The sequence below is a fragment of the Promicromonospora iranensis genome, assembly GCF_028994775.1.
GTDB lineage: Bacteria > Actinomycetota > Actinomycetes > Actinomycetales > Cellulomonadaceae > Promicromonospora > Promicromonospora iranensis_A.
In genome coordinates this window covers 118,709-143,852 of the sequence record NZ_JAJQMN010000002.1, presented here as the reverse complement: position 1 = coordinate 143,852, position 25,144 = coordinate 118,709, and the positions used below count along the sequence as shown (strand labels likewise).

Here is a 25,144-nt window from a genome sequence, read left to right as displayed (position 1 = left end):
GCGCAGGCGTGCTCGCGACGACCGGGGCAGGTCAGCCGAGGCGGGAGCCGATCAGGGACAGGCACTGGATCGCGGCCAGGCCGTACTGGGCGCTGGCGTTGGTCGAGAAGTCGGCCTCGTCCACCGGGCGCAGCACCCGGGGCGGCTCGATGCGGCGCGTCCCCCAGTCGTGCCTGTCCGGGTACCCGGCGTGCCCGGTGCGCAGCTCCTGCCAGGCGCGGTCGGCGAGCCTGTCGTCGTCCAGCCGGACGGCGGCGTACGCCGTGGCCCGCGAGTAGGCCTGGCGCAGGTTGAGGCTGCCCCAGGACGCGCCGGTGACCGCCTGCTGCTCCGCCGCGGTCGCGTTGTAGAGGCGGCAGAACTCGACCCACTTGGCCTCGATCTCCGGCTCGTCCACCAGGTCGAGCAGCTCGGTCATCACCTCGATCAGCCCGAACACCGAGCTCAGGCTGCCTATCGACACCGTCTTGTCGGGGCCCGAGCTGAACCTCGCCGTCGTCAGGTCGTAGGTGGTTCCGCCCTGGACCCAGCCGTTGGGCAGGGCGGCGATCGACCGGGCGCTCGCGAGCAGGCGCTCCCGCGCGGCCGGGTCGCCGTTCCGTTCCCACTCGGTGAGCCACGCACCGGCGACGGCGCCCCAGTCCGTCGTCGTGCCGAAGGGCAGGGCGGTCGGGTCGGGGTCGTAGGGCCTGGTGGACCCGTCGATCTTGCGGGTCGCGTTGAGCACCAGATAGGTGCGGTCGGAGTCGACGAGCTCGTGCAGCAGGTCGCCCGTGCGTTCGTCGCCGGTGAGGAAGTAGTAGAAGCGGCGGTAGTTCGCGTTGCTGATCCGGACCTGCTTGGCGCTGTCGCCCCAGTGCATGACGGCGTGCCGGGTGCCGAGGCCCTTCCACACGCCGAGGTGGTAGACGTCGACCTCGCCGGTGTGCCTGGTCATCGCCTCGGCGAGGCGGAAGGCCGCGGCGTCACCGGTCCGCAGGTAGTGGTACCAGAGCCACAGGTCGGTGGAGAGCTCGGAGTTGTCCCACGCGTAGCCACCGACGTCGTAGCGCCACTGGTGCCGGTCGACGTCGTAGGTGTGCATGACGTCGCCGTAGTCCCAGAACCCGTACCAGGACCGCTGGTCCACCTGGTCCTGGTGGTAGCTGTGGATCGCGTCGAGCCGGTCCTCGATGGTGGCGCGGGCCGGCGTCGACCGGTCGACGGGGGACCACGAGCCGAACACGCCCGCCTCGTGGTTGTGCTCCGGGCTGCTCACGATCAGCGGCGGTGCGCTGTTCGCGGCGGCGAGCTCGGTGAACCGCTCGGCGGTCGGCGTGGCGCCGAGGGCCCAGAACATCAGCTCGCTCGTGCGGGCGACGCCGTACGGGGTGCCGAACCCCGGCTCGTAGTCCTCGTACGTGATCTCGAGGGCATCGAGCTGCTCGGGATACGTGTCCTGGCCCATGCCGTCGTGGTAGAACCGCAGGTCCATCGCGCCCGCCCGCGGCGACCACAGCCATACCGTCGCCTCGGCCTCCTCGGTGGCGGCCCCGGTGATCTCCAGCTCCGTGGGGTGGAGCTGCCAGAAGTTGCGCATCCCGAAGGCCAGGCCGCCCGACGGCGTCCCCACGTAGCCGAGCCCGGCGGCCCGCTCACCGTCGTCGACCCGGAGCCACGAGTGGCCCTTGCCGGTGCGCTTGCGGATCTCGAAGCCCTGCGCCGTGAGCTGGCTGAGGCTGTAGTCCCCGAACGCGGGGATCCAGTGCAGGCGCGACGTGACGCGCTGGTCCCAGGTGGCCGGGTCGGGTAGCGCCGTGCCGGCGACCTGTGCCTGCCGGACGGCGGCGCCCGGGTCGCGCCGCAGCCCGGTGATACCGCGGACGGCCTCGGACAGCACGCCGCCGTCCGTCCCCGCGAACCGCACGTGGCGGTCGTACAGCTCGCCCCGCATCGGCACGGTGAACCGCACGCCGATGCCGTTGATGAAGTCGCGCTCCTCGTCGCCGTCGAACATGAACGTGTGCACGACGCGGATCCCGTCCGAGCCCGCGAACAGCGAGAAGCGGAGCACGAAGGGGAGCCACTCCCGCGATCCCTTGCGGTGCTTGCCCTCCACCCGGACCACCGCGCGGACCGGCCCGGACTGCTCGACGACCACCGAGCTCACGGACCCCGTGAAGGACTCGAAGCGGATCGCCTGGGGGTCGTCCGTGTCGGGCTTGTCCTGGCGGGAGACCACGAGGCGGCCGGAGTGCGCGAGCACCGTGCCCCCACGCCGCACCGACCGGACCACCTGGTTCCCGTGCCGGGCGAACGCGACCTGGACGACTCCGGTGTCGACGGTGATCTCGCCCGCCGACTCGCGGACCGCTATCGCGTGCGCTCCGGTGGCAGGCCGGCCGGCCCCCAGCCGGTAGGTCTCGGCGCGCGGTGCGTCCTCGCTGACGGCGTGCGCGGTCCACTTGACCGAGCCGTCGGGCCACCAGGCGGTCGGCCACGTCTGCACGGGCACCGCCTCGCCGGCCCCGGTGCTGAGGGAGAACTGCTGGTCGGGTGCGAACGCCCCGCGCGGCCACGGCACACCCCAGGTGGTGCCGCCGGCCAGTGCGGCGGGGCTGTCGCGGTCGAGCCAGCGCAGCTCGACCGGATCGTGGGACCGCAGGATCGGCGGCGGGGTGGCCGCCGGGACGGCGGCACGCGCGTCACGGGGGACGAGGGCGGCAGCGCCTGCGGTGAGGGCCGAGGTCAGGACGGTACGACGGCTGACATGAACCACGGTGTTCATCTCCTTCGGGTGGTGCACTCGGATGTCGAGCCCCTGCCCGGTCGGCGTCGACGCGGGCAGGGTCCAGCAGCTTCCGCAGGGAAGGTAGGTCCATAGACGTCGCCGGATGGCGGAACGGACATTTACGCGCAACCACCGGACGGGCCCAGGTCTTGACCTTGTACCGATTTAGAGACAGCCTCGTTCCTGGCCTTGAATCCTTTCAGGGCCGCGTGGTGCCCGGCGGCAACGGCGCCGTCGGGCGCCCACCCCAGCGCAGAATTCAGAGAGGAATTCGACAATGGTCCCGAGGAGAATCCGGGCAGGTGCTGTCCTGGCGACAGCGCTCTGCCTCGGCGTGAGCGGCGTACCGGTGGCAGCGTCGGCCGGTACGGTGGCCGCCCCCACGAACGTGCCGACGACGGCCCAGGCCGTCGAGACAACCGCCCAGGGTGGCCGGCCCGGGAAGGGGTCCGGAACCGAGCGGCTCGGGCGCGGCCTGGTCGCCGCCGCGACCAGCGAGGGCGTGTTCCTGAGCTGGCGGCTGCTCGCGCCGGAGGTCACCGGGCATACCGACGCTGGGCTCAAGGGCCCCGACTTCGCGGTGTTCCGCGACGGGCGGCGCGTCGCGAAGGTGTCGGGCTCGACCAACTACCTCGACGCCGCCGGGAACGCCGGCTCCCGTTACCGGGTGGTGCCGCTGAGCGGGCCGAGCGCGGGCCGGTCGGCGTCGGCCACCGTGTGGGGCGACGGGCACCTCGACATCCCGCTGAACAAGCCGGCCGACGGCGTCACGCCGGCAGGCGAGGCCTACACGTACCGCGCGAACGACGCGTCCGTCGCGGACCTCGACGGCGACGACGAGTACGAGATCGTCGTGAAGTGGGACCCGTCCAACTCCAAGGACGTGTCGCAGGTCGGGTACACGGGCAACGCCTACCTCGACGCCTACGAGCTCGACGGCACCCAGCTCTGGCGCATCGACCTGGGCGTGAACATCCGCGCGGGCGCGCACTACGCGCAGTTCCCCGTCTACGACTTCGACGGCGACGGCCGCGCCGAGCTGATGGTCAAGACGGCCCCCGGTACGCGCGTGACCACGTACGACAACGGGAGGCCCGCCGGGCAGCGCTACATCGGGATCCCGCGGGACGACCGGGCGGCCGGTGTCACCCATGCCGACGACTACCGGATGTCGGCCGGTGACTACTACGAGCACCTCGTGGACACGTTCCGCGGCTGGTCGTCGCGGTCCGAGGTGACCAACGGGCAGTGGCCCGCCACGCTCGAGGAGGCATGGGGCATCGACGCCCGATGGTCCTACCCGCTGTCCGACGCCGAGGCGCGCGCCGCGGCCGACCACTTCGTCGACGTCTACGCGCCTGCCCGTTCGACGCGGAACCAGCTGCGGAACTTCGAGGGCTTCGTGGTGAGCGGCCCGGAGTACCTCACGGTCTTCGACGGGCGCAGCGGCAAGCCCATGGAGACCGTCGACTACGAGCCCGGGCGCACCGACGACGGACTGCTCTGGGGCGACTACGCGATGGCCCGCATCGAGCCGGGCAACCGGGTCGACCGGTTCCTGGCAGGTGTGGCCTACCTGTCCGAGGGCCGGCCGAGCGCGATCTTCGCGCGCGGCTACTACACCCGCTCCACCGTCGCTGCGTACGACTGGGACGGCAGGCACCTGACCAAGCGCTGGCTCGCCGACTCCGGCTGGACGCCGATGTCCAACCCGTTCAACGACAGCCCGCACGGCGTGCCGGGCACGTCACCCGAGTGGGGCAGCCTCACGACGCAGGGCTTCCACTCCCTGTCCGCCGCCGACGTCGACGCCGACGGCAGGCAGGAGATCGTCTACGGCTCGGCGACGCTCGACGACGACGGGTCGCTGCTGTACTCGTCGTTCGACACGCTGCCCGAAGGCTCGGCGAACCCCGGCGCGCGGGCGGGGCTGGGCCACGGTGACGCCATGCACGTGACCGACATCGACCCGGCGCGCCCCGGGCTCGAGATCTGGACCGCGCACGAGGGCGGCAGCTGGGCGCCGTACGGCTCCGCGCTGCGTTCGGCGGAGGACGGCGAGGTGCTGTTCGGCCAGTACTCCGGGCGGGACACCGGTCGGGCGATGATCGGCGACGTACAGCCGGACGTGCCGGGCATCGAGGTCTGGGCGTCCATGCCGGACGGCACGCTGGGGTCGGGCACGCTGAGCGCCACGGGTGTGCGGGTGTCGTCGACGACCATGGGCACCAACCAGTCGGTGCGCTGGGCCGGCGACGGGACCACCCAGCTCATCGAGGGCTCGGGCGACGCGGTGCCGACGATCAAGGACTGGTCGCGCGGCACGGTGGCGACCCTGGACGGGACGCTGACGAACAACGGCACCAAGGGCAACCCGTCCCTCGTGGCCGACGTGCTGGGCGACTGGCGCGAGGAGGTGCTGGTGCGGACCACCGACTCGAACGCGCTGCGGCTGTTCACGACCACCGAGCCGACCGACATCGCCCTGTACACACTCATGCAGGACAGGCAGTACCGCGTCGAGGTGGCACGTCAGCAGACGTCGTACAACCAGCCGTCGTACCCGGGCTTCTACCTGGCCGCGGACACCGACTGGTCAACGGTCCCGATCCCGCAGAAGTAGTTCGTTGTGGGCGTGATCGTTGCGACTATGTGCCCGCTTGAGGCGCAATGATCACGCCCACACCAGCGGACTACTTGGGCGGGGTGCTCTCGCGGACTATGACGTGGCCCTCGACCACCGTGGTCCGCGGGGCATCGCCGCGGGGGCCGAGGGCCAGCGACAGCGCCTCGTCGGCCACCTGCTCCCACGGGAGCCGCACCGTGGTCAGCGCCGGGGTCACGTCGCGCAGCGCCTTGATGTCGTCGAACCCGGCCACCGCCAGGCGCTTCGGGTCCCCCGAGTCACGCAGGAAGGTGAGCACCCCGAGCGCCATCGCGTCGTTCACGGCGAACACGGCGTCCACCGCGATGTTGCGGCGCAGGAGCTCGCCGGTCAGCGCGTAGGCCGCGTCCCGGTCGAACTCACCGATCAGCACCCGGTCGGCGGAGAGCTCGATCCCGGCGTCGGCCAGCCCGGCCGCGAAACCCTCGGTGCGGTCGCGCTGGGTGAGGCCGTGCTTGAGCCCGGAGATGACCGCGAAGTCGCGGTACCCGAGGCCGACCAGCGCGGTGGCCATGTCGTAGCCGCCCTGCCGGTTCGCGTACGCGACGGTGTCGAACGGCAGACCCTCCTGGGTCACGAGCACCACGCGGCCGCCCTCGGCCTCGTAGCGCTTCAGCGCCTCGACGAGCGCGGGGACCGTCGGGTCGTCCTTCGTGCGCCCGCCGGCGATCATCAGGATCTCGGGCCGGTGGCCACGGGAGAGGTTCACCGCCTCGACCAGGTCGGCCTGGTCGGGTCCGGCCGAGATCAGGGTGAACGGCAGCCCCCGCCGCTGCGCCGCGGCCACCAAACCCGCGGTGATCGGGTTGGCGAAGTCGTCGGGCATGCCCTTGACGACCAGGGCCACCCCGCGGGAGCGGCCCTTGGCGACGGCCTGCGCGGCGAAGTTCGTGGTGTAGCCGAGCGCCTTGGCCGCCTCGAGCACCCGGGCCCGGTTGGCCTCGCGGACGCCGCGGTCGCTCCCGTTGAGGGCGCGCGACGCCGTCGCCGCGGAGACCCCGGCGAGCTCGGCCACGTCAGCAAGCCGTGCGGCCCGGGACGGTGCCGGATCGTTCATCGTCGCTGCTCGCCTCCCTGCGTCGGTGGGTACCTCGGCTGCCCGGAGAGCGTATCCGTCGGGGTGCGGAGCGCACGTATCGAGCGAGGTCTGCGGCCGCCATGTCGCCCATCCGGCGCAGCTCGGTGCCCATCGACCCGGCGATGTGCGGCGTGAGCAGCACGTTCGGCAGGTCGTACAGCGGGGACGACGCCGGCAGGGGCTCGGGGTCGGTGACGTGGAGCACCGCGCTGATGCGGCCGCCGACCAGCTCGCGCTCGAGCGCCTCGGCGTCCACGACCGGGCCGCGCGCGGTGTTGATCAACGTGGCCCCGTCGGGCATGCGGGCGAGCAGGGCGGCGTCGATCAGCCCCACCGTCTCGGGCAGCAGCGGCGTCTGCAGCGTCACGACGTCGCTGCGGCTCATCAGCTCGGGCAGCGTCACCGGCTCGACGCCGAGCTCCGCCGCCTCGTCCGCCGTGACGTACGGGTCGTACAGGAGGACGCGGAGCGCCGGGAACGGCCGCAGCAGCTCGATCAGGGCGCGCCCGGTCCGGGACGCGCTCACCACGCCGACGGTCCGCCCGTAGTTGCCGGACACCTCGAACTCGGCCTCGCGGTCGATAAAGGCCCGGCGCTCGGACCCGAGCGAGCTACCCGCCTGGGCCCGGGCGCAGCACGACGCCGATCCGGAGCTCGTGCGGCACGGCGACGTCATCCCGACGCCGCCGTGGCCCGACCTGGTGCGCAGCCTCACGTCCGGCGGGGTGGACGTGCTGGTCGTCACCGGGGGAGTCGCGCCAGAGGTCGGGATGACGGCCAGGCACCGGCGGATGCTCGCCGGGTGCGGCGCCCGCCTCGCAGTGGTCGACGGCGCGTCCCACTTCGTGCGCCGGGACGCCCCCGAGCGGTTCGCCGCCATCGCCGCCGAATACCTCACGGCGACCGTCCGACTCCACGCTCCAGCGGCCCGGTCAACCGATTACTGAGATGACCATGCTGTTTCTGCCAGGGACGGGCCGTCGGTGGCAGCAACCGCATGGTCGTTCGGCGTGCGGTACCGGGGGCTCACTCGGACGGGGGATGCAATGACTTCGTGATCACCCTGGTGGGGGAGCCGTCCACCGCATGTCGCGGCACATGCTGCTGGTCTGCCACGACGAAGGAGCATCCCGATGAACCCCACCCACCGAGCACGAGCCGCGCTGAGCATGGTGATCGCCGGCATCCTGCCGCTCACCGGAGCCGGCGCCGTCACTGCGGTCGCGGCACCGCCGGCCGCACCGGTGAGCGCGACGCCGCCGGAAGCCGGGTCGGCGCCCGACCATCCCACCGCCCTCGCGCACGCGGTGCGCGCAGCCGCCGCGGACGCCGCGCCGCCCGCGGCGTCCGACGGCACCGTCCATCGGGACCTGGACCAGGCGCTCGCGGACCTGGTGGACGACGGCGCCCTCGCCGTCACCGCACGCGTCGACGCCGAAGGCTTTTCGTGGTCCGGGGCGCGTGGTGTCCGCGAGCTACGGGGCCACTCCCGCGCCCGGACGACCGACCGTTTCCGGGTCGCCAGCGTGACCAAGATGATGATCGCGACCCTGGTGCTGCAGGAGGTCGAGAACGGTACCTGGTCGCTCGACACCAGCACCGAGGACGTCCTGCCCGGTGCGCTGCCGCGCGACGTGACGATCGAGCAGCTGCTGAGCCACACGTCGGGCGCTCCCACCGCCAACGACCAGCTGACGCGGGACCACATGACCGACCCGGACGACATCGACGAGTACCTGAGCGTGGTGGGCGACCACTATTCCGAGGCTGACCACATCCGCGCCGCCCACACCGCGCCATGGGTGCTGGAGCCGGGCAGCGGGTTCTCGTACTCGAACGCCGGGTTCGTGACCCTCGGCATGATGCTCGAGAAGGTGACCGGGCGGAGCCTCGACGACCTGCTCGAGGAGCGGGTGTTCGATCCGGCGGGGATGTCCGACAGCGACTACCCGGAGCAGCCCGGTACTCCTGGGCGGTTCCTGATCGGCGCCGCGTACACCGGTGCGGAAGGCAAGGGCTGGTACTCGACCGAGCATCTCGACCCCACGCTGTTCCGCGCGGCAGGCTCGGTGACCAGCACGACGGCGGATCTCGCGGCCTTTGCCGACGCGCTCGTCACCGGCGACCTGCTGCGGCCCGGGACGGTCGCCGAGATGCTCACGCCACGCAGCGCGGTCGGTTACGGGTTCGGGATCGTCCGCGTGCCCGACCCCTGCGTGCCGGGCGAGTACCTCTACGGTCACGACGGCGGTGGCGTCGGCACGATGAGCGTGGTGCTGACGTCGGCCGACGGCGAGCGGGTGGTCACGGCCGGCATCACGGGCCGGAACTACTCGGCCGACCCGGATGCCCTCTACGAGCTGGGTGACCTGCTGGTCCCGCTGTTCGAGGCCACCTGCTGAGACCTACCCCGCCACGGTCGAGCTCGAGCCCCGCACCACGAGAGTCGGCTGGAACATCACGTGCTCTGCCGCCGAGTCGGGGCCGCTGAGCAGGAGGTCCGCCGCGCGGACGCCGAGCTCGTGCGTCGGCTGACGCACCGAGGTCAGGGGCGTGGACAGCTCCGCGGCGAACGCGACGTCGTCGTACCCCACGACCGCCATGTCGGTGGGGACGGCGATGTTCTCCGTGCGGAGCGTGCGCAGCACGCCCAGCGCGACCAGGTCGTTCACGCAGAACACCGCGGTCGGCCGGTCGCCCGACTCCAGGAGGCCGCGGATCGCCGCCTCGCCGCCCTCCGCGTTGAGGCTGGTCACGGTGATCTCGACCAGCGCGGTCGCGGGGTCGAGCCCTGCGGCCGCCAGCGCCTTGACCACGCCCTCGTGGCGGTCGGCGCACTGCCTGATCGTGTGCGGCCCGTTGAGGAAGACGATCCGGGTGTGGCCCTCGTCCAGCAGGTGGTGGGCGGCGAGCTCACCGCCGCGGACGTCGTCGACGGCGACCGACGAGATGCTCGGGTCCGACGACGGCTGGTCCAAGAGCACGACGCCGGTGCCCCGCCGGCGGACGGCCAGCAGGTGCTCGATGTTGTTCGTCGCCGGCACGACCATGACACCCTGCACGCCGTGCTCCTCGAACAGGCGCAGGTAGCGCTGCTCGCGGTCGGGGTCGTCGTCGGACGACGCCACCATGAGCGTGAAGTCGTCGCGGTCCAGCCGCTCCTCGATGCCCCGCGCCACGTCGGTGAAGAACGGGTTGGCGATGTCCAGGACGATGGCGCCGATGGTCGTGATGGTCCCGGCGCGGAGCTGCCGTGCGGAGCCGTTGCGCACGAAGCTCAGCTCCTCGATGGCGGCCTCGACCCGCTCGCGGGTGCCGGGCAGCACGCGTTCGGGCCGGTTGAGGACGTTGGACACCGTGCCGACGGAGACACCGGCAGCACGGGCGACGTCGGCGATGGATGCTCGTCGGTGAGCGGCCGGCTGGGTCATGGAGTGCCTCCTTGCTTCGGGCTACATTATGAACCGTTTCACGAGGAACCGGAGGACGGACATGTCGAGCAGTACTGCTGGCGCACGGGTCTGTTTCACGTCACGGGTGCGGGCAGACCGTATCCCGGAGTACCGGGCGGCACACGCCGCCGTCTGGCCAGAGATGCTGGAGGCCCTGCGGGACACGGGCTGGCGCGACTACCACCTGTTCCTGCGCGACGACGGTCTGCTCGTCGGATTCCTCGAGACCGACGACTACGAGGCGGCGCAGCGGGGCATGGCGGCGACCGAGGTCAACGCGCGCTGGCAGGCGGCGATGTCGGGGTTCTTCGTCGACGAGGGCAATCCCGACGACGGGTTCGTGCTGCTGGACGAGGTCTTTTACCTGGAGGGTCAGCTGGCGGCGCTGGAGGGCGGGGCCGACGGCGCTGCCGGGGAGTGAGCTCGTCCGGTGGCGACATCGTCCGGTGGCGACATCGTCCGGTGGCGACATCGTCCGGTGGCGACGTCGCCCGCGGCGGCGCGGTGGGTCCAAGCCCGGGCGGTGTGTTGCTCTGCGTAGATGATGTCTACGCGGAGCAACACACCTCCCGGACCAGCAGTCACCTCGCGCGGTCGGGAGCCGCGAGCTCGGCCTAGTTGACGCCGCCCTCGCGTTCGCTGAGTGCGTTCGGATCCGTGATCTGGGTCGGCTCCGGGCGGTTGAACGACCAGGTGACGAACCACAGGACCACGCCGATGAGCAGGAGCCAGCCCGCGATCTGGTACTGGAGCGGATCGCGCCCGGTCCACGGCCCGACGAAGAACGCGCAGAGCAGCGCGCCGAGGATCGGCAGCACGGTCGGAGCCACGAAGTGCTTCCGCTCCACGATGTTGTTCCGCAGCTTGAGCACCGCGACGTTGACGATGGTGAACACCGCGAGCAGCAGGAGCGAGGTGGTGCCGCCCAGTGCGGCGATGACGCCGGAGCCCTCCTGCAGCGTCACGAGCACGATGAGCCCGAACGAGAGGACGGTGGTGAACAGGATCGCCGCCCACGGCGTCCGGCGGCTCGCCCCCACCTTCCCGAGGAACGGCGGTAGCACCTTCTGCTTGGCCATGCCGTACAGCAGGCGGGACGCCATCAGCATGTTGATCAGGGCGGAGTTGGCGACGGCGAAGATGGTGATGAACGGATAGATGGAGCCCATGGGGAAGTCGGGCAGGGCCCGCTGGACCACGAGCGTGAGCGGGGTCTCGCTCGCACCGAGCTCGCCCACGGGGACGATCGCCACGGTGAAGATCGCGACCAGCACGTAGATGACGCCGGTGATGCCGATGCCGGTGATCATGATGCGCGGGAAGATCTTCACCGGATCCCGCGTCTCCTCGGCCATGTTGACGGCGTCCTCGAACCCGACCATCGCGAAGAACGCGAGCGACGTCGCTGCAGTCACGGCGAGGAAGGCGTTCTTGTCGCCGGGGCTCTCGAACACCATCACGCGGCTGAAGTCGGCCTGCCCGCCGAAGATGGCGAAGATGCCGACCAGGATGATGAAGAGCAGGCCGGACAGCTCGACGATCGTGAGCACGATGTTGGCCTTCACGGACTCGCCGACGCCGCGCAGGTTCACGGCCGCGACCAGCGCCATGAAGACCAGGGCGACACCCACCACCACCCAGGTGTTCGGTTCCTCGACGCCGAACCCGACGAGCAGGTTGGACCCGACGGCCCGGGCGGCCGTGGACGCCGACGTGATACCCGAGCACATGACGGTGAAGCACACCATGAACGTCAGGAAATGAAGTCCGAACGCCTTGTGCGTGTACAACGCTGCGCCGGCCGCCTGCGGATACTTGGTCACGAGCTCCAGATAGGAGAACGCGGTGATGAGCGCGATGAGAAAAGCGACGATGAACGGCGCCCATGCCGCACCGCCGACCTCGGCCGCGACCTGTCCGGTGAGCGCGTAGACGCCCGTACCGAGAATGTCGCCGACGATGAAGAGCAGGAGAAGCTTGGGCCCCATCACCCGCTTGAGCTCAGTGGGTTCCTCGCCGAGAGCTGCATGCTCCTCGGCCGCTGGTTGGCTCATCTCCGGTCACCTCCGGTGCGTAGTACGGGCGGACTGCACCCCTGATCGCCCAAGAGTTCCGTAAGTGGAACAGCACGGCAATGGACGCGCCGAAAGTTCTTGACGCTCTGACCTGGCAGGTCTATCTTCCGAAGTATCTGTTTGAACGATTCAAACCGGATGTGCAGTCAGCCCTGCGGTCACCGTTGACCGCCCGCACAGCTCGACGGAGAGATATGCCGAACGCCGCACCGACGCTGCGCCTCGAAGGGGTGGCCAAGTCCTTCGGGCCCGTGGCAGCGCTCCGCTCCGGCACCCTGGTGGTCCGCGCGGGCAGCATCCACGCCCTGGTCGGAGAGAACGGCGCGGGCAAGTCCACGCTGGTCAAGATCGTGGGCGGGGTGCACCGGCGGGACGCGGGCATCGTCGAGCTCGACGGTGAGCCCGTCGACTTCGCCGGTCCCGCGGAGGCCAAGGCCGCCGGCGTCGCCGTCATCCACCAGGAGCCCGCGAGCTTTCCCGACCTCACCGTCACCGAGAACATCTTTCTCGGCCGCGAGCCGCTCGGCCGCTTCCGCCGGATCGACCGTCGCGCCATGCGCGAGGGGGCCCGCGACCTGTTCCGGGAGCTCGGTGTCGACCTGGACCCGGACCGCCCCGCGGAGGGCCTGTCGATCGCGGACCAGCAGATCGTCGAGATCGCCAAGGCGATCTCCCTGGACGCGCGGCTCCTGGTCATGGACGAGCCGACGGCGGCGCTGAGCGCCGTCGAGGTACGCAGGCTGTTCGCTGTCGCTCGTGGCCTGCGCGACGCCGGCCGCGCCGTCGTCTTCATCTCGCACCGCCTCGACGAGGTGGCCGACCTCTGCGACACCGTCACCGTCATGCGCGACGGCGAGCATGTCTCGACCGACACCGTCACCGACGTCACTCCGGACGAGCTGGTGCGCCGCATGGTCGGCCGCGACGTGGCCGAGCTCTACCCGAAGATGCCGAGCACGCCCGGCGAGGTGGCGCTGCGGGTCGAGGGGCTGGAGTCGACGGGTACCTTCCACGACGTCTCCTTCGAGGTGCGGGCGGGAGAGATCGTCGGCCTGGCGGGCCTCGTCGGCGCCGGGCGCAGCGAGATCGCGCGGGCGGTGTTCGGCATCGACCGGTACGACGCCGGGCGCGTCGCCGTCGGCGGGCGGACCCTGCGGCCGGGCGACCCGGCCGCGGCCATCGCCGCGGGTCTCGCCCTGGTCCCGGAGGACCGGCGTCTGCAGGGCCTGGTCACCGAGTCGTCGGTGGCGCGCAACGTGAGCGCGGTCGCGCGGAAGCGGTTGGCGCGCCTCGGCATCCTGCTGCCCGACGTCGAGGCGCGGCTCGCACGCGATTGGTCCGGCCGCCTGGCCGTGAAGGCGGGAGCCCTGGATGCGCTCGCCACCACCATGAGCGGCGGCAACCAGCAGAAGGTGGTGCTCGCCAAGTGGCTGGCCACCGGGCCGAAGGTGCTCATGGTGGACGAGCCGACCCGCGGCATCGACGTCGGCACCAAGGCAGAGGTGCACCGGCTGTTGTCCACCCTGGCCGCCGAAGGGCTGGCGGTCCTCATGATCTCGTCCGAGCTGCCGGAGGTGCTGGGGATGGCCGACCGGGTACTCGTGGTGCGCGAGGGGCGGATCGTCAGCGAGCTGAGCCGCGCGGAGGCGACGCCGGAGGCGGTGATGCGCGCGGCGACCCCGGGCGCGGCCCGGAGCGACACCGCGACCGAGGGGGCGGCATGAGGAACGTGCTCCGCCGCCGCGAGGCAGGCATCGCGCTCGCCCTCCTGGTGGTGATCGGCGTGACCACCGCCGTCCAGCCGGGCTTCCTGCTCAGCGCGGGCGGCTGGCGCGACCTCCTGCTGACGCCCGCGATTCTCGTGGTGCTCGCCGTGGGTCAGGCAGTCGTCGTCATCACGCGCAACGTGGACCTGTCCGTCGGGTCGGTCCTGGGGCTCACCGCCTACCTGACGGGCCGCCTGTTCATGGCGGCACCGGACCTCCCGATCATCGTGGTGGCGCTGGTCGCCGTCGCGGCCGGGGCGTTGCTCGGCCTGATCAACGGCTCCATCGTCGCGTTCGCGCGCGTGCCCGCCCTCGTCATCACGCTCGGCACCCTGTACGTCTACCGCGGCGTGACCCTGACCTGGGCGGGCAGCGACCGGATCGACGCCGGCGACATGCCGCGCACCTTCCTCGGCCTGGGCACGCGGCAGGTGCTCGGCATCCCGGTGCTGACCATCGTCGCCGCGATCGTGCTGGTGGCCGTGGGCTACTACATGTACACGTCGCGGGGCGGTCGGCAGCTGTACGCCATCGGCTCCGACCCCGACGCCGCGGCGCTGCAGGGCCTGCCCGTCCGACGTCGCCTGCTGTGGGCGTTCGCGCTGAACGGGGCGCTCGCCGGGCTCGCCGGAGTGATGTTCGCCGCCCGCTACGGGACGGTCTCCTCCGGCGCCGGAACAGGCATGGAGCTGCAGGTCGTCGGCGCCGTGGTCGTGGGCGGCGTGGCGATCTTCGGGGGCAGCGGCACCGTCGCGGGCGCCGCGCTCGGCGCGATGCTGCTGCTGACCATCAACCGTGCGCTGCCCGTCGTGGGGATCCCCGACTTCTGGCAGCGCGCGGTGGTCGGCGCCCTCATCATCGGTGCCATCGCGCTGGACCGTGTGCTCGCGAACCGCCGCTCGCGCCGCCTGGCCGCCGCCCGCGACGCCGCGCCACCCGGCGCGCCACCCGGCGCACCGCCCGGCAGCGTGCCGCCCGGCGCAGGCCCGGACGACCGCGAGGAGGCGACCGCATGAGGACCCACGCCCGCCCGTGGTGGCAGCGTGCGCTGCTCACCCGCGAGATGCTCACCATCCTGATCCTGGTGGTGGCCTGGATCGTCGCCTCAGCGGTGGTGCAGGGCTTCGACGGCCCGCTCACCATCACCTACCTGGTGCTCGACGTCGCCCCCGTGCTGCTCATCGCCCTCCCCATGACGCTGATCATCGCGACCGGCGAGATCGACCTGTCCGTCGCGTCGGTGGTCGGGCTCTCCAGCGTGACCTTCGGCCTGCTCTACCAGGCGGGACTCGGCCTCTGGGCCGCCCTGCTGGTCTCGGTGCTGCTCGGTGCGGTGTGCGGCGCCGTCAACGGGGCACTGGTCGCGTACGCCGGCCTGCCGTCGCTGGCGGTCACCATCGGCTCGCTCGCTCTCTACCGCGGCCTCGCCGTCGGCCTGCTCGGCACGACGGCGGTCACCGGGTTCCCCGGGTCCTGGACCGACGGCGCCACGGAGAATCTGGGGGAGTCGCCCTACCCGGTGATCACCCTGGGGCTCCTCGCGCTGATCGCCGTCTTCGCCGTCCTGCTGCACGCCACCCCGTTCGGCAGGAACGTGCTCGACATCGGCCGCAGCAGCGAGGCCGCCCGGTTCTCCGGCGTCGACGTCAAGCGCACGCTGCTGATCCTGTTCGTGCTGTCGGGGGCGGTGTCGGCGCTCGCGGGCGTCTATTACACGCTCCGCTACGGCAGCGCTCGCGGCGACAACGCGACGGGCATGGAGCTCCAGGTCGTCGCGGCCGTGCTGCTGGGCGGGGTGTCGATCTTCGGCGGGCGCGGCGCGATCCACGGGGTGGTCGCCGGCGTCCTGCTCATCGGTGTGCTGGGCAGCGCGCTCCGCCTGGAGGGCGTCACGGTCAACGTCATCAACATAGTGATCGGCACGGCACTGGTTGTTTCCGTGGTCGCCCCGCGTATCGCGGGCGGCCTGAGAGTCCGGCGGCGCAGCGCCGTCGGGCAACGAACGTAGGGAGACGGACGATGAAGTTCACATCTGTGCTCGCGGCCGGTACGGCCGCTGTGCTGGTGCTGGGTCTGACGGCGTGCAGCTCGAGCGAGGAGGGCGGTGGCGCCACCGACGACGTGTCGATCACCGTGCTGCCCAAGAACCTCGGCAACCCCTACTTCGAGGCGTCGATGACGGGCGCACAAGAGGCGGGTGACGAGCTGGGCGCCGCCGTGGAGGAGGTCGGCCCGGACGCTGCCTCGCCCGACGCCCAGGTGCCGTTCATCAACACCGCCGCACAGCAGGGCAGGGGCGCGCTCGTGGTGTCGGCCAACGACCCCACGGCGATCGGTGACGCGCTGGAGGAGGCGCGGTCGGCGGGCACCAAGGTGGTCACCTTCGACTCGGACACGGAGCCGCAGTTCCGCGACCTGTTCGTCAACCAGGCCTCGCCCGAGGGCATCGCCGACAAGCAGCTCGAGCTGGTCGCCGACCAGATCGGCGGGGAGGGCGAGATCGCGATCCTGTCCGCCTCGGCCAACGCGACCAACCAGAACGCGTGGATCGCGCTCATGGAGGAGAAGCTCGCCTCCGACTACCCCGACATCGAGCTGGTCGAGACCGTCTACGGCGACGACGACGACCAGACCTCGTTCGACAAGACGGCGGCACTGCTCCAGTCGCACCCCGACCTCAAGGGCATCGTCTCGCCCACGACCGTCGGCATCGCCGCTGCCGCGCGCTACGTGTCGACGTCGGAGTACAAGGGCGAGGTCGCCGTGACCGGTCTCGGCACGCCCAACCAGATGCGCGAGTACGTGGAGGACGGCACCGTCGAGGCCTTCGCGCTGTGGAACCCGACTGATCTCGGCTACCTGGCGACGCAGGCCGCCGCCGCTCTCGTCGCGGGAGACATCACGGGCGAGGAGGGTGAGACCTTCACCGCCGGCCGCCTGGGTGAGTTCACCGTCGGGACCGGCGGCGAGGTGCTGCTCGGTGAGCCGTTCGTGTTCGACGAGAGCAACATCGCGGACTTCGACTTCTAGTCGCACGCGATGCGCCGTTCATTGCCTTTCTTTGTGTGATCCTTTCCGGAATGCGATCAGGCTTGCTACCTGCCCGAGGTGACAAGCCTGATCACATTCCGGAACGGGTTTTCCGCCGGTTCGGCGAATGGATGCCGATGCCCGGTACGGGTGTGTCGGACGCTCCTTTGTTCCCGTCGAGTTCACCCGCCGGGCTGGGTGAAAAGCGGCTCCAGGGGCAACCGTCACCGCTAGGGTCCCTGTGTTATTTGCGTCGTTCGCGCTGGGCGCGGACACGCTCGATACGAGGAGGACACAGTGGCTCGGCATGCGGCAGCACCGACATCCCGGTCGAATCTGAGGGCATCGGTCGCCCGCAGCGTGGTGGGTAGGACGATCATCCTGGGCGTGGCCCCGGCGATCATGCTCGGGGGCGCGCTCGCCCCGGCGGCGACAGCACAGACGCTGGAGCCGTCCCTCGAGCCCGAAGGCAGCTCGGCACCGCTCGCCTCGGAGGACTCGGCGCTCCCGGACGCCGGGACGACGGACGCCTCGGTCGAGAAGGTCGCTGTCGCGGCAGCTCCTGCCGCCGAGACCACTCGGGTCGCGGACGTGACCAAGGCCGCGCCGGAGGTCGCAGGGAGCAGCACGGTGGCCGACGGCGAGGTGGTGCTCGACACCACCGACACCGCCGGGCGCGTCGCCGGCGAGGTGGCGGCGCCGAAGGGGTTCCAGACCGTGGGCGTGAGCTGGCCCGTCGCCATCGACTCGACGGTGCCCGAGCTGCAGGTCCGGGCACAGGCCGAGGACGGTACGTGGGGCCCGTGGACGCACCTGGAGAAGTCCAGCGACGTGCCCGACGGGGAGCAGACCGAGTTCCTGTCCGCGCCGGTCCACGTGGGTGAGGCGGTGACGGTCCAGGTGGCGACCGTCGACAAGGCGGCGAGCGTCCCGGAGGGCATCGAGCTGACGCTCGTGACCTCCGAGCAGGTCCGGACGGTCGCGGCGGCGACGTCGGGCGAGGTGGCGGCGTCCGCGGCCACCAACGGGCCCACGATCATCACGCGTGCCCAGTGGGGCGCGGCCCCGCCACGTGCGATCCCCGAGTGCCCGCCCGAAGGCGGCACGGGGACGGCAGGGACGACGTGGGGCGCGGCGGACCGGCTCGAGGGTGCCGTCGTGCACCACACGGTGAACCCGAACGACTACGCGACGGTCGCCGAGGCGATGCAGCTCATCCGCAACGACCAGGCGTACCACCAGAACGGCAACGGCTGGTGCGACATCGGCTACAACTTCCTGGTCGACAAGTGGGGAAATATCTACGAGGGCGCCCAGGGCAGCATCACGGCCCCGATCATCGGCGCGCACGCAGGCGGCTTCAACACCCGGACCGTCGGCGTCTCGATGGTCGGCACGTACACGAACGTGGCCCCGTCCGCGGCGCAGAAGGACAGCGTCGCGGAGATCGCCGGCTTCCGGCTGGCGCAGTACGGGGTCGACCCGGACACGTCGGCGACCTTCACCTCAGCGGGCCGCACGGCCGGTGGTCGGTACGACGCGGGCCAGCAGGTGGTCCTGCCGCGGGTGTTCGGACACCGGGACACGCACCAGACCGAGTGCCCGGGCAACCTCGCCTATCCGGCGCTGTCGAGCATCCAGGACAGTGCGGCGGCATACGCCCGGCAGTACTCCGAGGTGGCCGAGAAGTACCGGAACGCGGTCCAGGCGATCTACCAGGACATGCTCGGACGCCCGGCCACCTCCGCCGAGATCAGGAACTGGGGCTATCGGGTGTCCGCGAGCGGGACGGGCGTGCTCGCCGACACCATGGAGAAGTCCAACCAGTACCGCAGCGCGCGGGTGGTCTCGGCGTTCCAGGCGACGCTCGGCTACACGCCGACGTCCACGCAGGTCTCCGGCTACGTCTCGCTGATCAAGCAGGGGAGCCTCGCCGTGGACGAGGTCGAGCCCTACCTCATGTGGAAGTCGTCGGCCTACTACCGGAACGCGGGTGGCACCAAGGCCGGTTACGTGAACGCGCTGTACCGGGACATCCTGAACCAGCGGCCCACGACGCATCAGCGCAACGTCTGGGTCTCGCGGCTGTCCACGCTCGGCAAGCAGGGCGTGGTCCAGGCGATCTGGGACAGCCGGGCCGCCCTGCGGCTGCGGGTGACGGAGACCTACCAGCACTACGTGAACATCACGCCGACGGCCGCACAGCGCGACGCCTGGGTGACACGGCTGAGCGGTAGCCAGACCGAGGCGGCGCTGCGCCGGTCGCTCATCACGTCCAAGACCTACCTCGCGTACGCCGACTCGCGGTACTGACCCCGCGCCCTCCGGGCCGTGAGAACGTCAGGTGACCGGCAGCTCGTGCTGCCGGTCACCTGACGTTTCTCGTCCTGGGGAGGCGTGCCCGCGACCACCGCTCTTGACCCGCCGCCGCCGTCGACATAGGCTCCGACTGAATCGTTTCAAGGTGTGCACGAGGGAGTGCGCGGAGAGGGAGGACGCCATGGCGGCATCCACACGTGTCGCGGAAGCCAAGGCCGCGCTCAAGGAACAGACGATCGAGCTGCCGTCGTGGGCGTTCGGCAACTCGGGGACGAGGTTCAAGGTCTTCGGCCAGGCGGGCGTGCCGCGCGACCCGTTCGAGAAGGTGGCCGACGCCGCGCAGGTCCACCAGTACACCGGTGTCGCCCCGCGGGTCAGTCTGCACATCCCCTGGGACCTGGTCGACGACTTCGAGGCGCTCGCGCGGCACGCGGAGGGCCTGGGCGTGCGGATCGGCATGATCAACTCGAACGTCTTCCAGGACGACGACTTCATGCTGGGCTCCCTCGCCCACCCGGACCCCCGGGTGCGGGCCAAGGCGGTCGACCACCACAAGCAGTGCATCGACGTCATGCGGGCGACGGGCTCCAAGGACCTCAAGGTCTGGCTCTCCGACGGTCTCAACTACCCCGGCCAGGACTCGATCCGGGCCCGGCAGGACCGGATCGCCGAGTCGCTGAGCGAGATCTACGGCGCGCTCGACGACGATCAGCACATGGTGCTCGAGTACAAGTTCTTCGAGCCCGCGTTCTACATCACCGACGTCCCGGACTGGGGCACGTCCCTGCTGCACGTCATGGCCCTGGGCGACCGGGCCAAGGTGGTGCTCGACACCGGCCACCACGCCCCCGGCACCAACATCGAGTTCATCGTGGCGCAGCTGCTGCGCCAGGGCCGCCTCGGCGCGTTCGACTTCAACAGCCGCTTCTACGCCGACGACGACCTCATGGTCGGCGCCGCGGACCCGTTCCAGCTGTTCCGGATCATGCACGAGATCGTCTCCGCCGGCGCCCACGCTCCGGACAGCGGTGTCAACTTCATGCTCGACCAGTGCCACAACATCGAGCCGAAGATCCCCGCCCAGATCCGGTCGGTCATGAACGTCCAGGAGGCGACGGCGAAGGCCCTGCTCGTCGACGTCGAGGCGCTCACGGCGGCGCAGCTCTCCGGTGACGTGCTCGGCGCGCACGCCGTCCTCATGGACGCGTACGACACCGACGTCCGGCCGCTCGTCGCCGAGGTGCGCGAGGAGATGGGACTGGAACCGAACCCGACCGCCGCCTTCGCGGCGTCCGGCTATGCCGAGAAGATCGCCGCAGAGCGGGTCGGAGGCGCCCAGGCCGGATGGGGCGCGTGAGCGTCCCCGTCGCGGACCGCGTGCTGGACGGCCCGCACGGCGACCTGCGGGTGCGGGTCTACGAGCCCGCGGCCGACGTCGGGCGGGTGGCCGGCCTGGTGTGGGCGCACGGCGGCGCCTTCATGCACGGCGACCTCGACATGCCGGAGGCCGACTGGGTCGCGCGCAGCCTAGCGGCCGTCGGCGTCGTGGTCGTGAGCGTGGACTACCAGCTCGCACCCGAGCTCGACTACCGGGACCCGGACACGGCCGACGCGGCCGGCGGGGTGCGGTTCCCCGTCGCGTCCGAGGAGGTCACGTTCGCCTACGGCTGGGCGCGGGACGCCGGTCTCGGCGTCGGGCCGGACCGCTGGTCGCTGGGTGGGGCGAGCGCCGGCGGCAACCTGGCTGCCGGCGCGTCGCTGCGCCTGCGCGACACGGGCGGACCGCTGCCGCGGTCCATCGTGCTCGCCTACCCCGTGGCGCACTACGAGCTCCCGACGCCGAGCCCGGAGCTCGCCGAGAAGATCGCGGCGCTGCCGCCAGAACGGGACTTCCCGCCCGAGGCGATGCGCGCGATGGGCGCCAACTACCTCGGCCACAGCGACCTCCCGTTCTCCCCCTACGCCCACCCCGGAGGGCAGGACCTGCGCGGGCTGCCGCCCACGTTCGTCGTCACGTCCGACCACGACGCGCTGCGGTCCTCGGGCGAGGCCTACTGCGCCGAGCTCGCCGCCGCCGGGGTCGACGTGCTGCTCGTCCGCGAGGACAGCACCTATCACGGCCACCTCAACGAGCCCGACACCGCCGGCGCGGCACGCAGCATCGCGCGCATCGCGACCTGGCTCACCGCCGACGGGCTCGTCGGCACGTCGCACGAACCACCGCACCACCGAGACGCAACGCCCCCGCCGGCCGAGCTCGCCGGGACCTCGGTCCCGACGAGCTCGACCGACGGAGGGCACCGACCCGAAACGGAAGCAGCAGCCCGATGACGAACCAGACTGCCGACGCGACAGACAACCCGACGGTCACCTCGCTCGTCGCCCGCTCGAACCGGCTGGGCGCCGATCCCAGGAACACCAACTACGCGGGCGGCAACACGTCCGCGAAGGGGCACGCCACCGACCCCGTGACGGGCGAGCCCGTGGAGCTGCTGTGGGTCAAGGGCTCCGGGGGAGACCTCGGCACGCTCCGGGCCAAGGGCCTGGCGGTGCTGCGCCTGGACCGGATGCGGGCGCTCGTCGACGTGTACCCGGGTGTGGACCGCGAGGACGAGATGGTCGCTGCCTTCGACTACTGCCTGCACGGCAAGGGCGGTGCGGCGCCCTCGATCGACACGGCGATGCACGGCCTGGTCGACGCCGCCCACGTGGACCACCTGCACCCCGACTCCGGCATCGCGGTGGCCGCCGCGGCCGACGGCGAGGCACTCACCCGCGAGATCTTCGGCGACGAGGTCGTGTGGGTGCCGTGGCGCCGCCCCGGCTTCCAGCTCGGCCTGGACATCGCCGCGATCAAGGCGGAGAACCCGCAGGCCATCGGCTGCATCCTGGGTGGTCACGGCATCACCGCCTGGGGCGACACGAGCGAGGAGTGCGAGGCGCGCTCGCTCGACATCATCCGCCGGGCAGAGGCGTTCATCGAGACGCGGACGGCGGCACTCGCGGCCGACGGCGTGCACCCCTTCGGCGCCGTGCGCCCCGGTTACGAGCCCCTGCCCGACGCCGAGCGCCGGGCCCGCGCGGCAGCGCTCGCCCCCGTGATCCGCGGCATCGCGTCGGCGGACGCGCCGCAGGTCGGCCACTTCACCGACTCCGACGTCGTGCTGGACCTCCTCGCACGGGAGCGGCTGCTGCCGCTCGCCGAGCTCGGCACCTCGTGCCCCGACCACTTCCTGCGCACCAAGGTGAAGCCGTTGGTGGTGGACGTCCCGACGTCGGCCACCGTGGAGGAGACGGTCACCGCCCTGCGCGAGGCGCACACCGCCTACCGTGCGGACTACGCGGCGTACTACGAACGTGGCGCGGAGGCGGCGCGGGCGCGTGGCGAGGAGCCGCCGGCGATGCGTGGCGCCGACCCGGCGATCGTGCTGGTGCCCGGCGTGGGCATGTTCTCGTACGGGCGCAACAAGCAGACGGCGCGGGTGGCCGGCGAGTTCTACGTCAACGCGATCAACGTGATGCGTGGCGCGGAGACCATCTCCACGTACGCACCCATCGCCGAGGACGAGAAGTTCCGCATCGAGTACTGGGCGCTCGAGGAGGCGAAGCTGCAGCGCATGCCAGCGCCTAAGCCGCTGGCGACGCGGGTCGCCCTGGTGACCGGGGCGGCGTTGGGCATCGGCAAGGCGATCGCGCAGCGGCTCGCCGCCGAGGGCGCGTGCGTCGTGGTCGCCGACCTGGACGCCGAGAAGGCCGCCGCCGCAGCCGCGGAGCTGGGGTCGGCGGACGTCGCGATCGGCGTCGCCATGGACGTGTCGTCCGAGGCGGCGGTGCAGGCCGGGATCCGTGCGGCCGTGCTTGCGTTCGGCGGTGTGGACCTCGTGGTGAACAACGCGGGCCTGTCCCTGTCGCGGTCGCTCTTCGACACCACCGAGGCCGACTGGGACCTGCAGCACAGCGTCATGGCCAAGGGCTCGTTCCTGGTTTCACGTGAAGCCGCGCGGGTGCTGGTGGACCAGGGACTCGGCGGCGACATCGTGTACATCTCCTCGAAGAACTCCGTGTTCGCGGGGCCGAACAACATCGCCTACTCGGCGACCAAGGCCGACCAGGCGCACCAGGTGCGGCTGCTCGCCGCCGAGCTGGGGCAGCACGGCATCCGGGTGAATGGCGTGAACCCCGACGGCGTCGTGCGCGGGTCTGGCATCTTCGCGTCCGGCTGGGGTGCCAACCGGGCAGCGGTGTACGGGGTGCCGGAGGAGAAGCTGGGCGAGTTCTACGCGCAGCGCACGCTGCTCAAGCGGGAGGTGCTGCCCGAGAACGTGGCGTCCGCCGTGTTCGCGCTGTGCACCTCGGACTTCTCGCACACGACCGGACTGCACGTGCCCGTCGACGCGGGCGTGGCAGCGGCGTTCCTGCGGTGAGCGGTTCGTTGGTCGAGCCCGGTTCGTTGGTCGAGCCTGGTTCGTTGGTCGAGCCTGTCGAGACCGGGTTCGTCGCGATCGACCTCGGCGCGACCAGCGGGCGGGTGATGCTCGGTGTGGTCGACGGCCGGCGGGCCGAGCTCGTCGAGTGCGGACGGTTCCCGAACGGGCCGGTGACCGATGAGCGCGGTGAGCTGCGCTGGGACGTGCGTGCGCTGTGGAGCGGCATCCTCGACGGGCTGCGGTCCGCGGGTGACGTCGCGCGCGAGCGGGGCGTTGCGATCCGCGGGATCGGCGTCGACTCGTGGGCCGTCGACTACGGGCTGCTCGACACCGCCGGCGAGCTCGTGGCGGACCCGTACTGCTACCGCGACCCGCGCACGGACGGGGTCGCCGACGAGGTGTACCGGCAGATCCCGTTCGCCGACCACTACGCGGTCAACGGGTTGCAGCACCTGCCGTTCACCACGGAGTTCCAGCTGGTGGCGGGGGTCTTCGGCTCCGCCGGCGAGTGGGGGAAGGCCGAGCACCTGCTGCTGGTGCCCGACCTCATCACGTTCTGGCTCACGGGCCGCCGGGTCGCAGAGGTGACCAACGCGTCCACGACCGGGCTGCTCGACGCCCGGTCACGCACCTGGTCGGCCGAGCTGCTCGACCGGCTCGCCGCGAGCCATCCGGGGCTCGTCGGCCTCCAGGCCCGGCTGCCGGAGCTCGTCGAACCCGGCGCCGCCGTCGGGCACCTGTTGCCCGAGGTGCGGGAGGCGACCGGGCTCGGCGAGGTGCCCGTGCTCGCCGTCGCCTCGCACGACACGGCGTCCGCCGTCGCGGCCGCCCCGCTCGGGCACTCGGCGGCGTACATCTCGTCGGGCACGTGGTCGCTCGTCGGGCTGGAGCTGCCCGCTCCTGTCCTCACCGAGGCGAGCCGCGCCGCCAACTTCACCAACGAGCTCGGGCTCGACGGGACCGTGCGGTACCTGCGCAACGTCATGGGGCTGTGGGTGCTCGACGAGTGCGTGCGGGCCTGGGCAGCGGAGGACGGCGCGCCCGTCGACCTGACCGCCCTGCTCGCCGAGGCCGCTACGGAGCCGGGCGGCCGTTGCCTCATCGACGTCGACGGTGACGAGTTCCTCGCCCCCGGGGACATGCCGCGCCGGGTCGGGGAGGCCGTCTCCCGGCTGGGCGTCGATGTCCCCGGCACGCGGTCCGCCCTGGCCCGCGTGATCCTCGACAGCCTCGCCGCCGCGTCCGCGCGGGCGATCTCGGAGGCGTCGTCGCTGGCCGGCGTGGTTGTGGATGCCGTGCACGTGGTCGGTGGGGGGTCGCAGAACGAGCTGCTGTGCCGGCTCACCGCCGAGGCGGCGGGGCTGCCTGTCGTCGCGGGACCGGTCGAGGCGACGGCTCTCGGGAACGTGCTCGTGCAGGCGCGTGCGGTCGGCGTCGTGTCAGGGGGCCTGACGGCGCTCCGCGATGTGGTGCGCGCGAGCGTCACGCTTCGGCGTTACGCCCCTGAGCCCTGAGCCCCGAGCCGGGAAGCCAGGGGACAGGACTGGCGACGCATGTCCGGG

General features: G+C 71.5%; 18 protein-coding genes. 13 read left to right on the top strand and 5 right to left on the bottom strand.

The features are described from left to right. Window positions 1-31 precede the first annotated feature (31 nt). Window positions 32-2,758 (bottom strand): Tat pathway signal sequence domain protein, encoded by a 2,727-nt coding sequence (locus LUU90_RS03495; protein WP_275001890.1) that lies wholly within the window; start codon window positions 2,756-2,758, stop codon window positions 32-34. A gap of 289 nt (window positions 2,759-3,047) precedes the next feature. Here LUU90_RS03495 and LUU90_RS03490 point away from each other — a divergent pair, with 289 nt between their 5' ends. Continuing rightward, window positions 3,048-5,393: a rhamnogalacturonan lyase gene (locus LUU90_RS03490; RefSeq protein ID WP_275001889.1), complete on the top strand. Its 2,346-nt coding sequence runs from the start codon at window positions 3,048-3,050 to the stop codon at window positions 5,391-5,393. Window positions 5,394-5,463: 70 nt separating this feature from the next. Here the strand turns inward: LUU90_RS03490 and LUU90_RS03485 are convergent, their stop codons facing one another. Continuing rightward, a complete protein-coding gene (locus LUU90_RS03485) occupies window positions 5,464-6,492 on the bottom strand; it encodes a LacI family DNA-binding transcriptional regulator (RefSeq protein ID WP_275001888.1) in 1,029 nt (342 codons plus the stop codon). After that, on the bottom strand, window positions 6,452-7,072 hold the full coding sequence (locus LUU90_RS03480) for an NAD(P)-dependent oxidoreductase (RefSeq protein WP_275001887.1): 621 nt from the start codon (window positions 7,070-7,072) through the stop codon (window positions 6,452-6,454). Before LUU90_RS03480 ends, LUU90_RS03485 begins: the two co-directional genes overlap by 41 nt. Between LUU90_RS03480 and LUU90_RS03475 the strand changes: the two genes are divergently transcribed. Then, window positions 7,062-7,460 carry an alpha/beta fold hydrolase gene (locus LUU90_RS03475; protein WP_275001885.1) on the top strand — a complete coding sequence of 133 codons (399 nt, stop codon included), beginning with the start codon at window positions 7,062-7,064 and terminating at the stop codon, window positions 7,458-7,460. The genes LUU90_RS03480 and LUU90_RS03475 overlap by 11 nt on opposite strands. 186 nt (window positions 7,461-7,646) lie before the next feature. Beyond that, entirely contained in the window at window positions 7,647-8,915 is a 1,269-nt protein-coding gene (locus tag LUU90_RS03470; protein WP_275001884.1) for a serine hydrolase domain-containing protein, read from the top strand. A gap of 3 nt (window positions 8,916-8,918) precedes the next feature. On the opposite strand, the gene LUU90_RS03465 is transcribed toward LUU90_RS03470, so the two are convergent. Continuing rightward, window positions 8,919-9,944, bottom strand: a complete 1,026-nt coding sequence (locus LUU90_RS03465; protein WP_275001883.1) for a LacI family DNA-binding transcriptional regulator — start codon at window positions 9,942-9,944, stop codon at window positions 8,919-8,921. 61 nt (window positions 9,945-10,005) lie between these two features. On the opposite strand from LUU90_RS03465, the gene LUU90_RS03460 reads away from it, so the two are divergent. Next, window positions 10,006-10,386: an L-rhamnose mutarotase gene (locus tag LUU90_RS03460; RefSeq protein ID WP_275001882.1), complete on the top strand. Its 381-nt coding sequence runs from the start codon at window positions 10,006-10,008 to the stop codon at window positions 10,384-10,386. Window positions 10,387-10,579: 193 nt separating this feature from the next. On the opposite strand, the gene LUU90_RS03455 is transcribed toward LUU90_RS03460, so the two are convergent. Continuing rightward, window positions 10,580-12,019 carry an APC family permease gene (locus LUU90_RS03455; RefSeq protein ID WP_275001881.1) on the bottom strand — a complete coding sequence of 480 codons (1,440 nt, stop codon included), beginning with the start codon at window positions 12,017-12,019 and terminating at the stop codon, window positions 10,580-10,582. A gap of 215 nt (window positions 12,020-12,234) precedes the next feature. On the opposite strand from LUU90_RS03455, the gene LUU90_RS03450 reads away from it, so the two are divergent. The 9 genes from LUU90_RS03450 to LUU90_RS03410 all read left to right on the top strand — a co-directional run bounded on the left by LUU90_RS03450 (window position 12,235) and on the right by LUU90_RS03410 (window position 25,096). Beyond that, the gene (locus LUU90_RS03450) at window positions 12,235-13,764 is read left to right on the top strand and encodes a sugar ABC transporter ATP-binding protein (protein WP_275001880.1); all 1,530 of its coding nucleotides are present in this window, start codon (window positions 12,235-12,237) and stop codon (window positions 13,762-13,764) included. Then, complete coding sequence (locus LUU90_RS03445) at window positions 13,761-14,822, top strand: ABC transporter permease (protein ID WP_275001879.1); 1,062 nt, start codon at window positions 13,761-13,763, stop codon at window positions 14,820-14,822. The genes LUU90_RS03450 and LUU90_RS03445 overlap by 4 nt, the downstream gene beginning before the upstream one ends. Next, window positions 14,819-15,814, top strand: a complete 996-nt coding sequence (locus LUU90_RS03440) for an ABC transporter permease (protein ID WP_275001878.1) — start codon at window positions 14,819-14,821, stop codon at window positions 15,812-15,814. The genes LUU90_RS03445 and LUU90_RS03440 overlap by 4 nt, the downstream gene beginning before the upstream one ends. A gap of 11 nt (window positions 15,815-15,825) precedes the next feature. Beyond that, the gene (gene rhaS, locus LUU90_RS03435; RefSeq protein WP_275001877.1) at window positions 15,826-16,836 is read left to right on the top strand and encodes a rhamnose ABC transporter substrate-binding protein; all 1,011 of its coding nucleotides are present in this window, start codon (window positions 15,826-15,828) and stop codon (window positions 16,834-16,836) included. A 387-nt stretch (window positions 16,837-17,223) separates the two neighbouring features. After that, a complete protein-coding gene (locus tag LUU90_RS03430) occupies window positions 17,224-19,149 on the top strand; it encodes a peptidoglycan recognition protein family protein (protein WP_275001876.1) in 1,926 nt (641 codons plus the stop codon). Between the two features lie 187 nt (window positions 19,150-19,336). After that, on the top strand, window positions 19,337-20,512 hold the full coding sequence (gene rhaI / locus LUU90_RS03425; RefSeq protein ID WP_275001875.1) for an L-rhamnose isomerase: 1,176 nt from the start codon (window positions 19,337-19,339) through the stop codon (window positions 20,510-20,512). Beyond that, complete coding sequence (locus LUU90_RS03420) at window positions 20,500-21,486, top strand: alpha/beta hydrolase fold domain-containing protein (RefSeq protein WP_425596173.1); 987 nt, start codon at window positions 20,500-20,502, stop codon at window positions 21,484-21,486. The genes rhaI and LUU90_RS03420 overlap by 13 nt, the downstream gene beginning before the upstream one ends. Further along, window positions 21,483-23,579, top strand: coding sequence for a bifunctional aldolase/short-chain dehydrogenase (locus LUU90_RS03415; protein WP_275001873.1), 2,097 nt, complete (start codon window positions 21,483-21,485; stop codon window positions 23,577-23,579). Before LUU90_RS03420 ends, LUU90_RS03415 begins: the two co-directional genes overlap by 4 nt. A gap of 44 nt (window positions 23,580-23,623) precedes the next feature. After that, on the top strand, window positions 23,624-25,096 hold the full coding sequence (locus LUU90_RS03410) for a rhamnulokinase (protein WP_275001872.1): 1,473 nt from the start codon (window positions 23,624-23,626) through the stop codon (window positions 25,094-25,096). Window positions 25,097-25,144 lie beyond the last annotated feature (48 nt).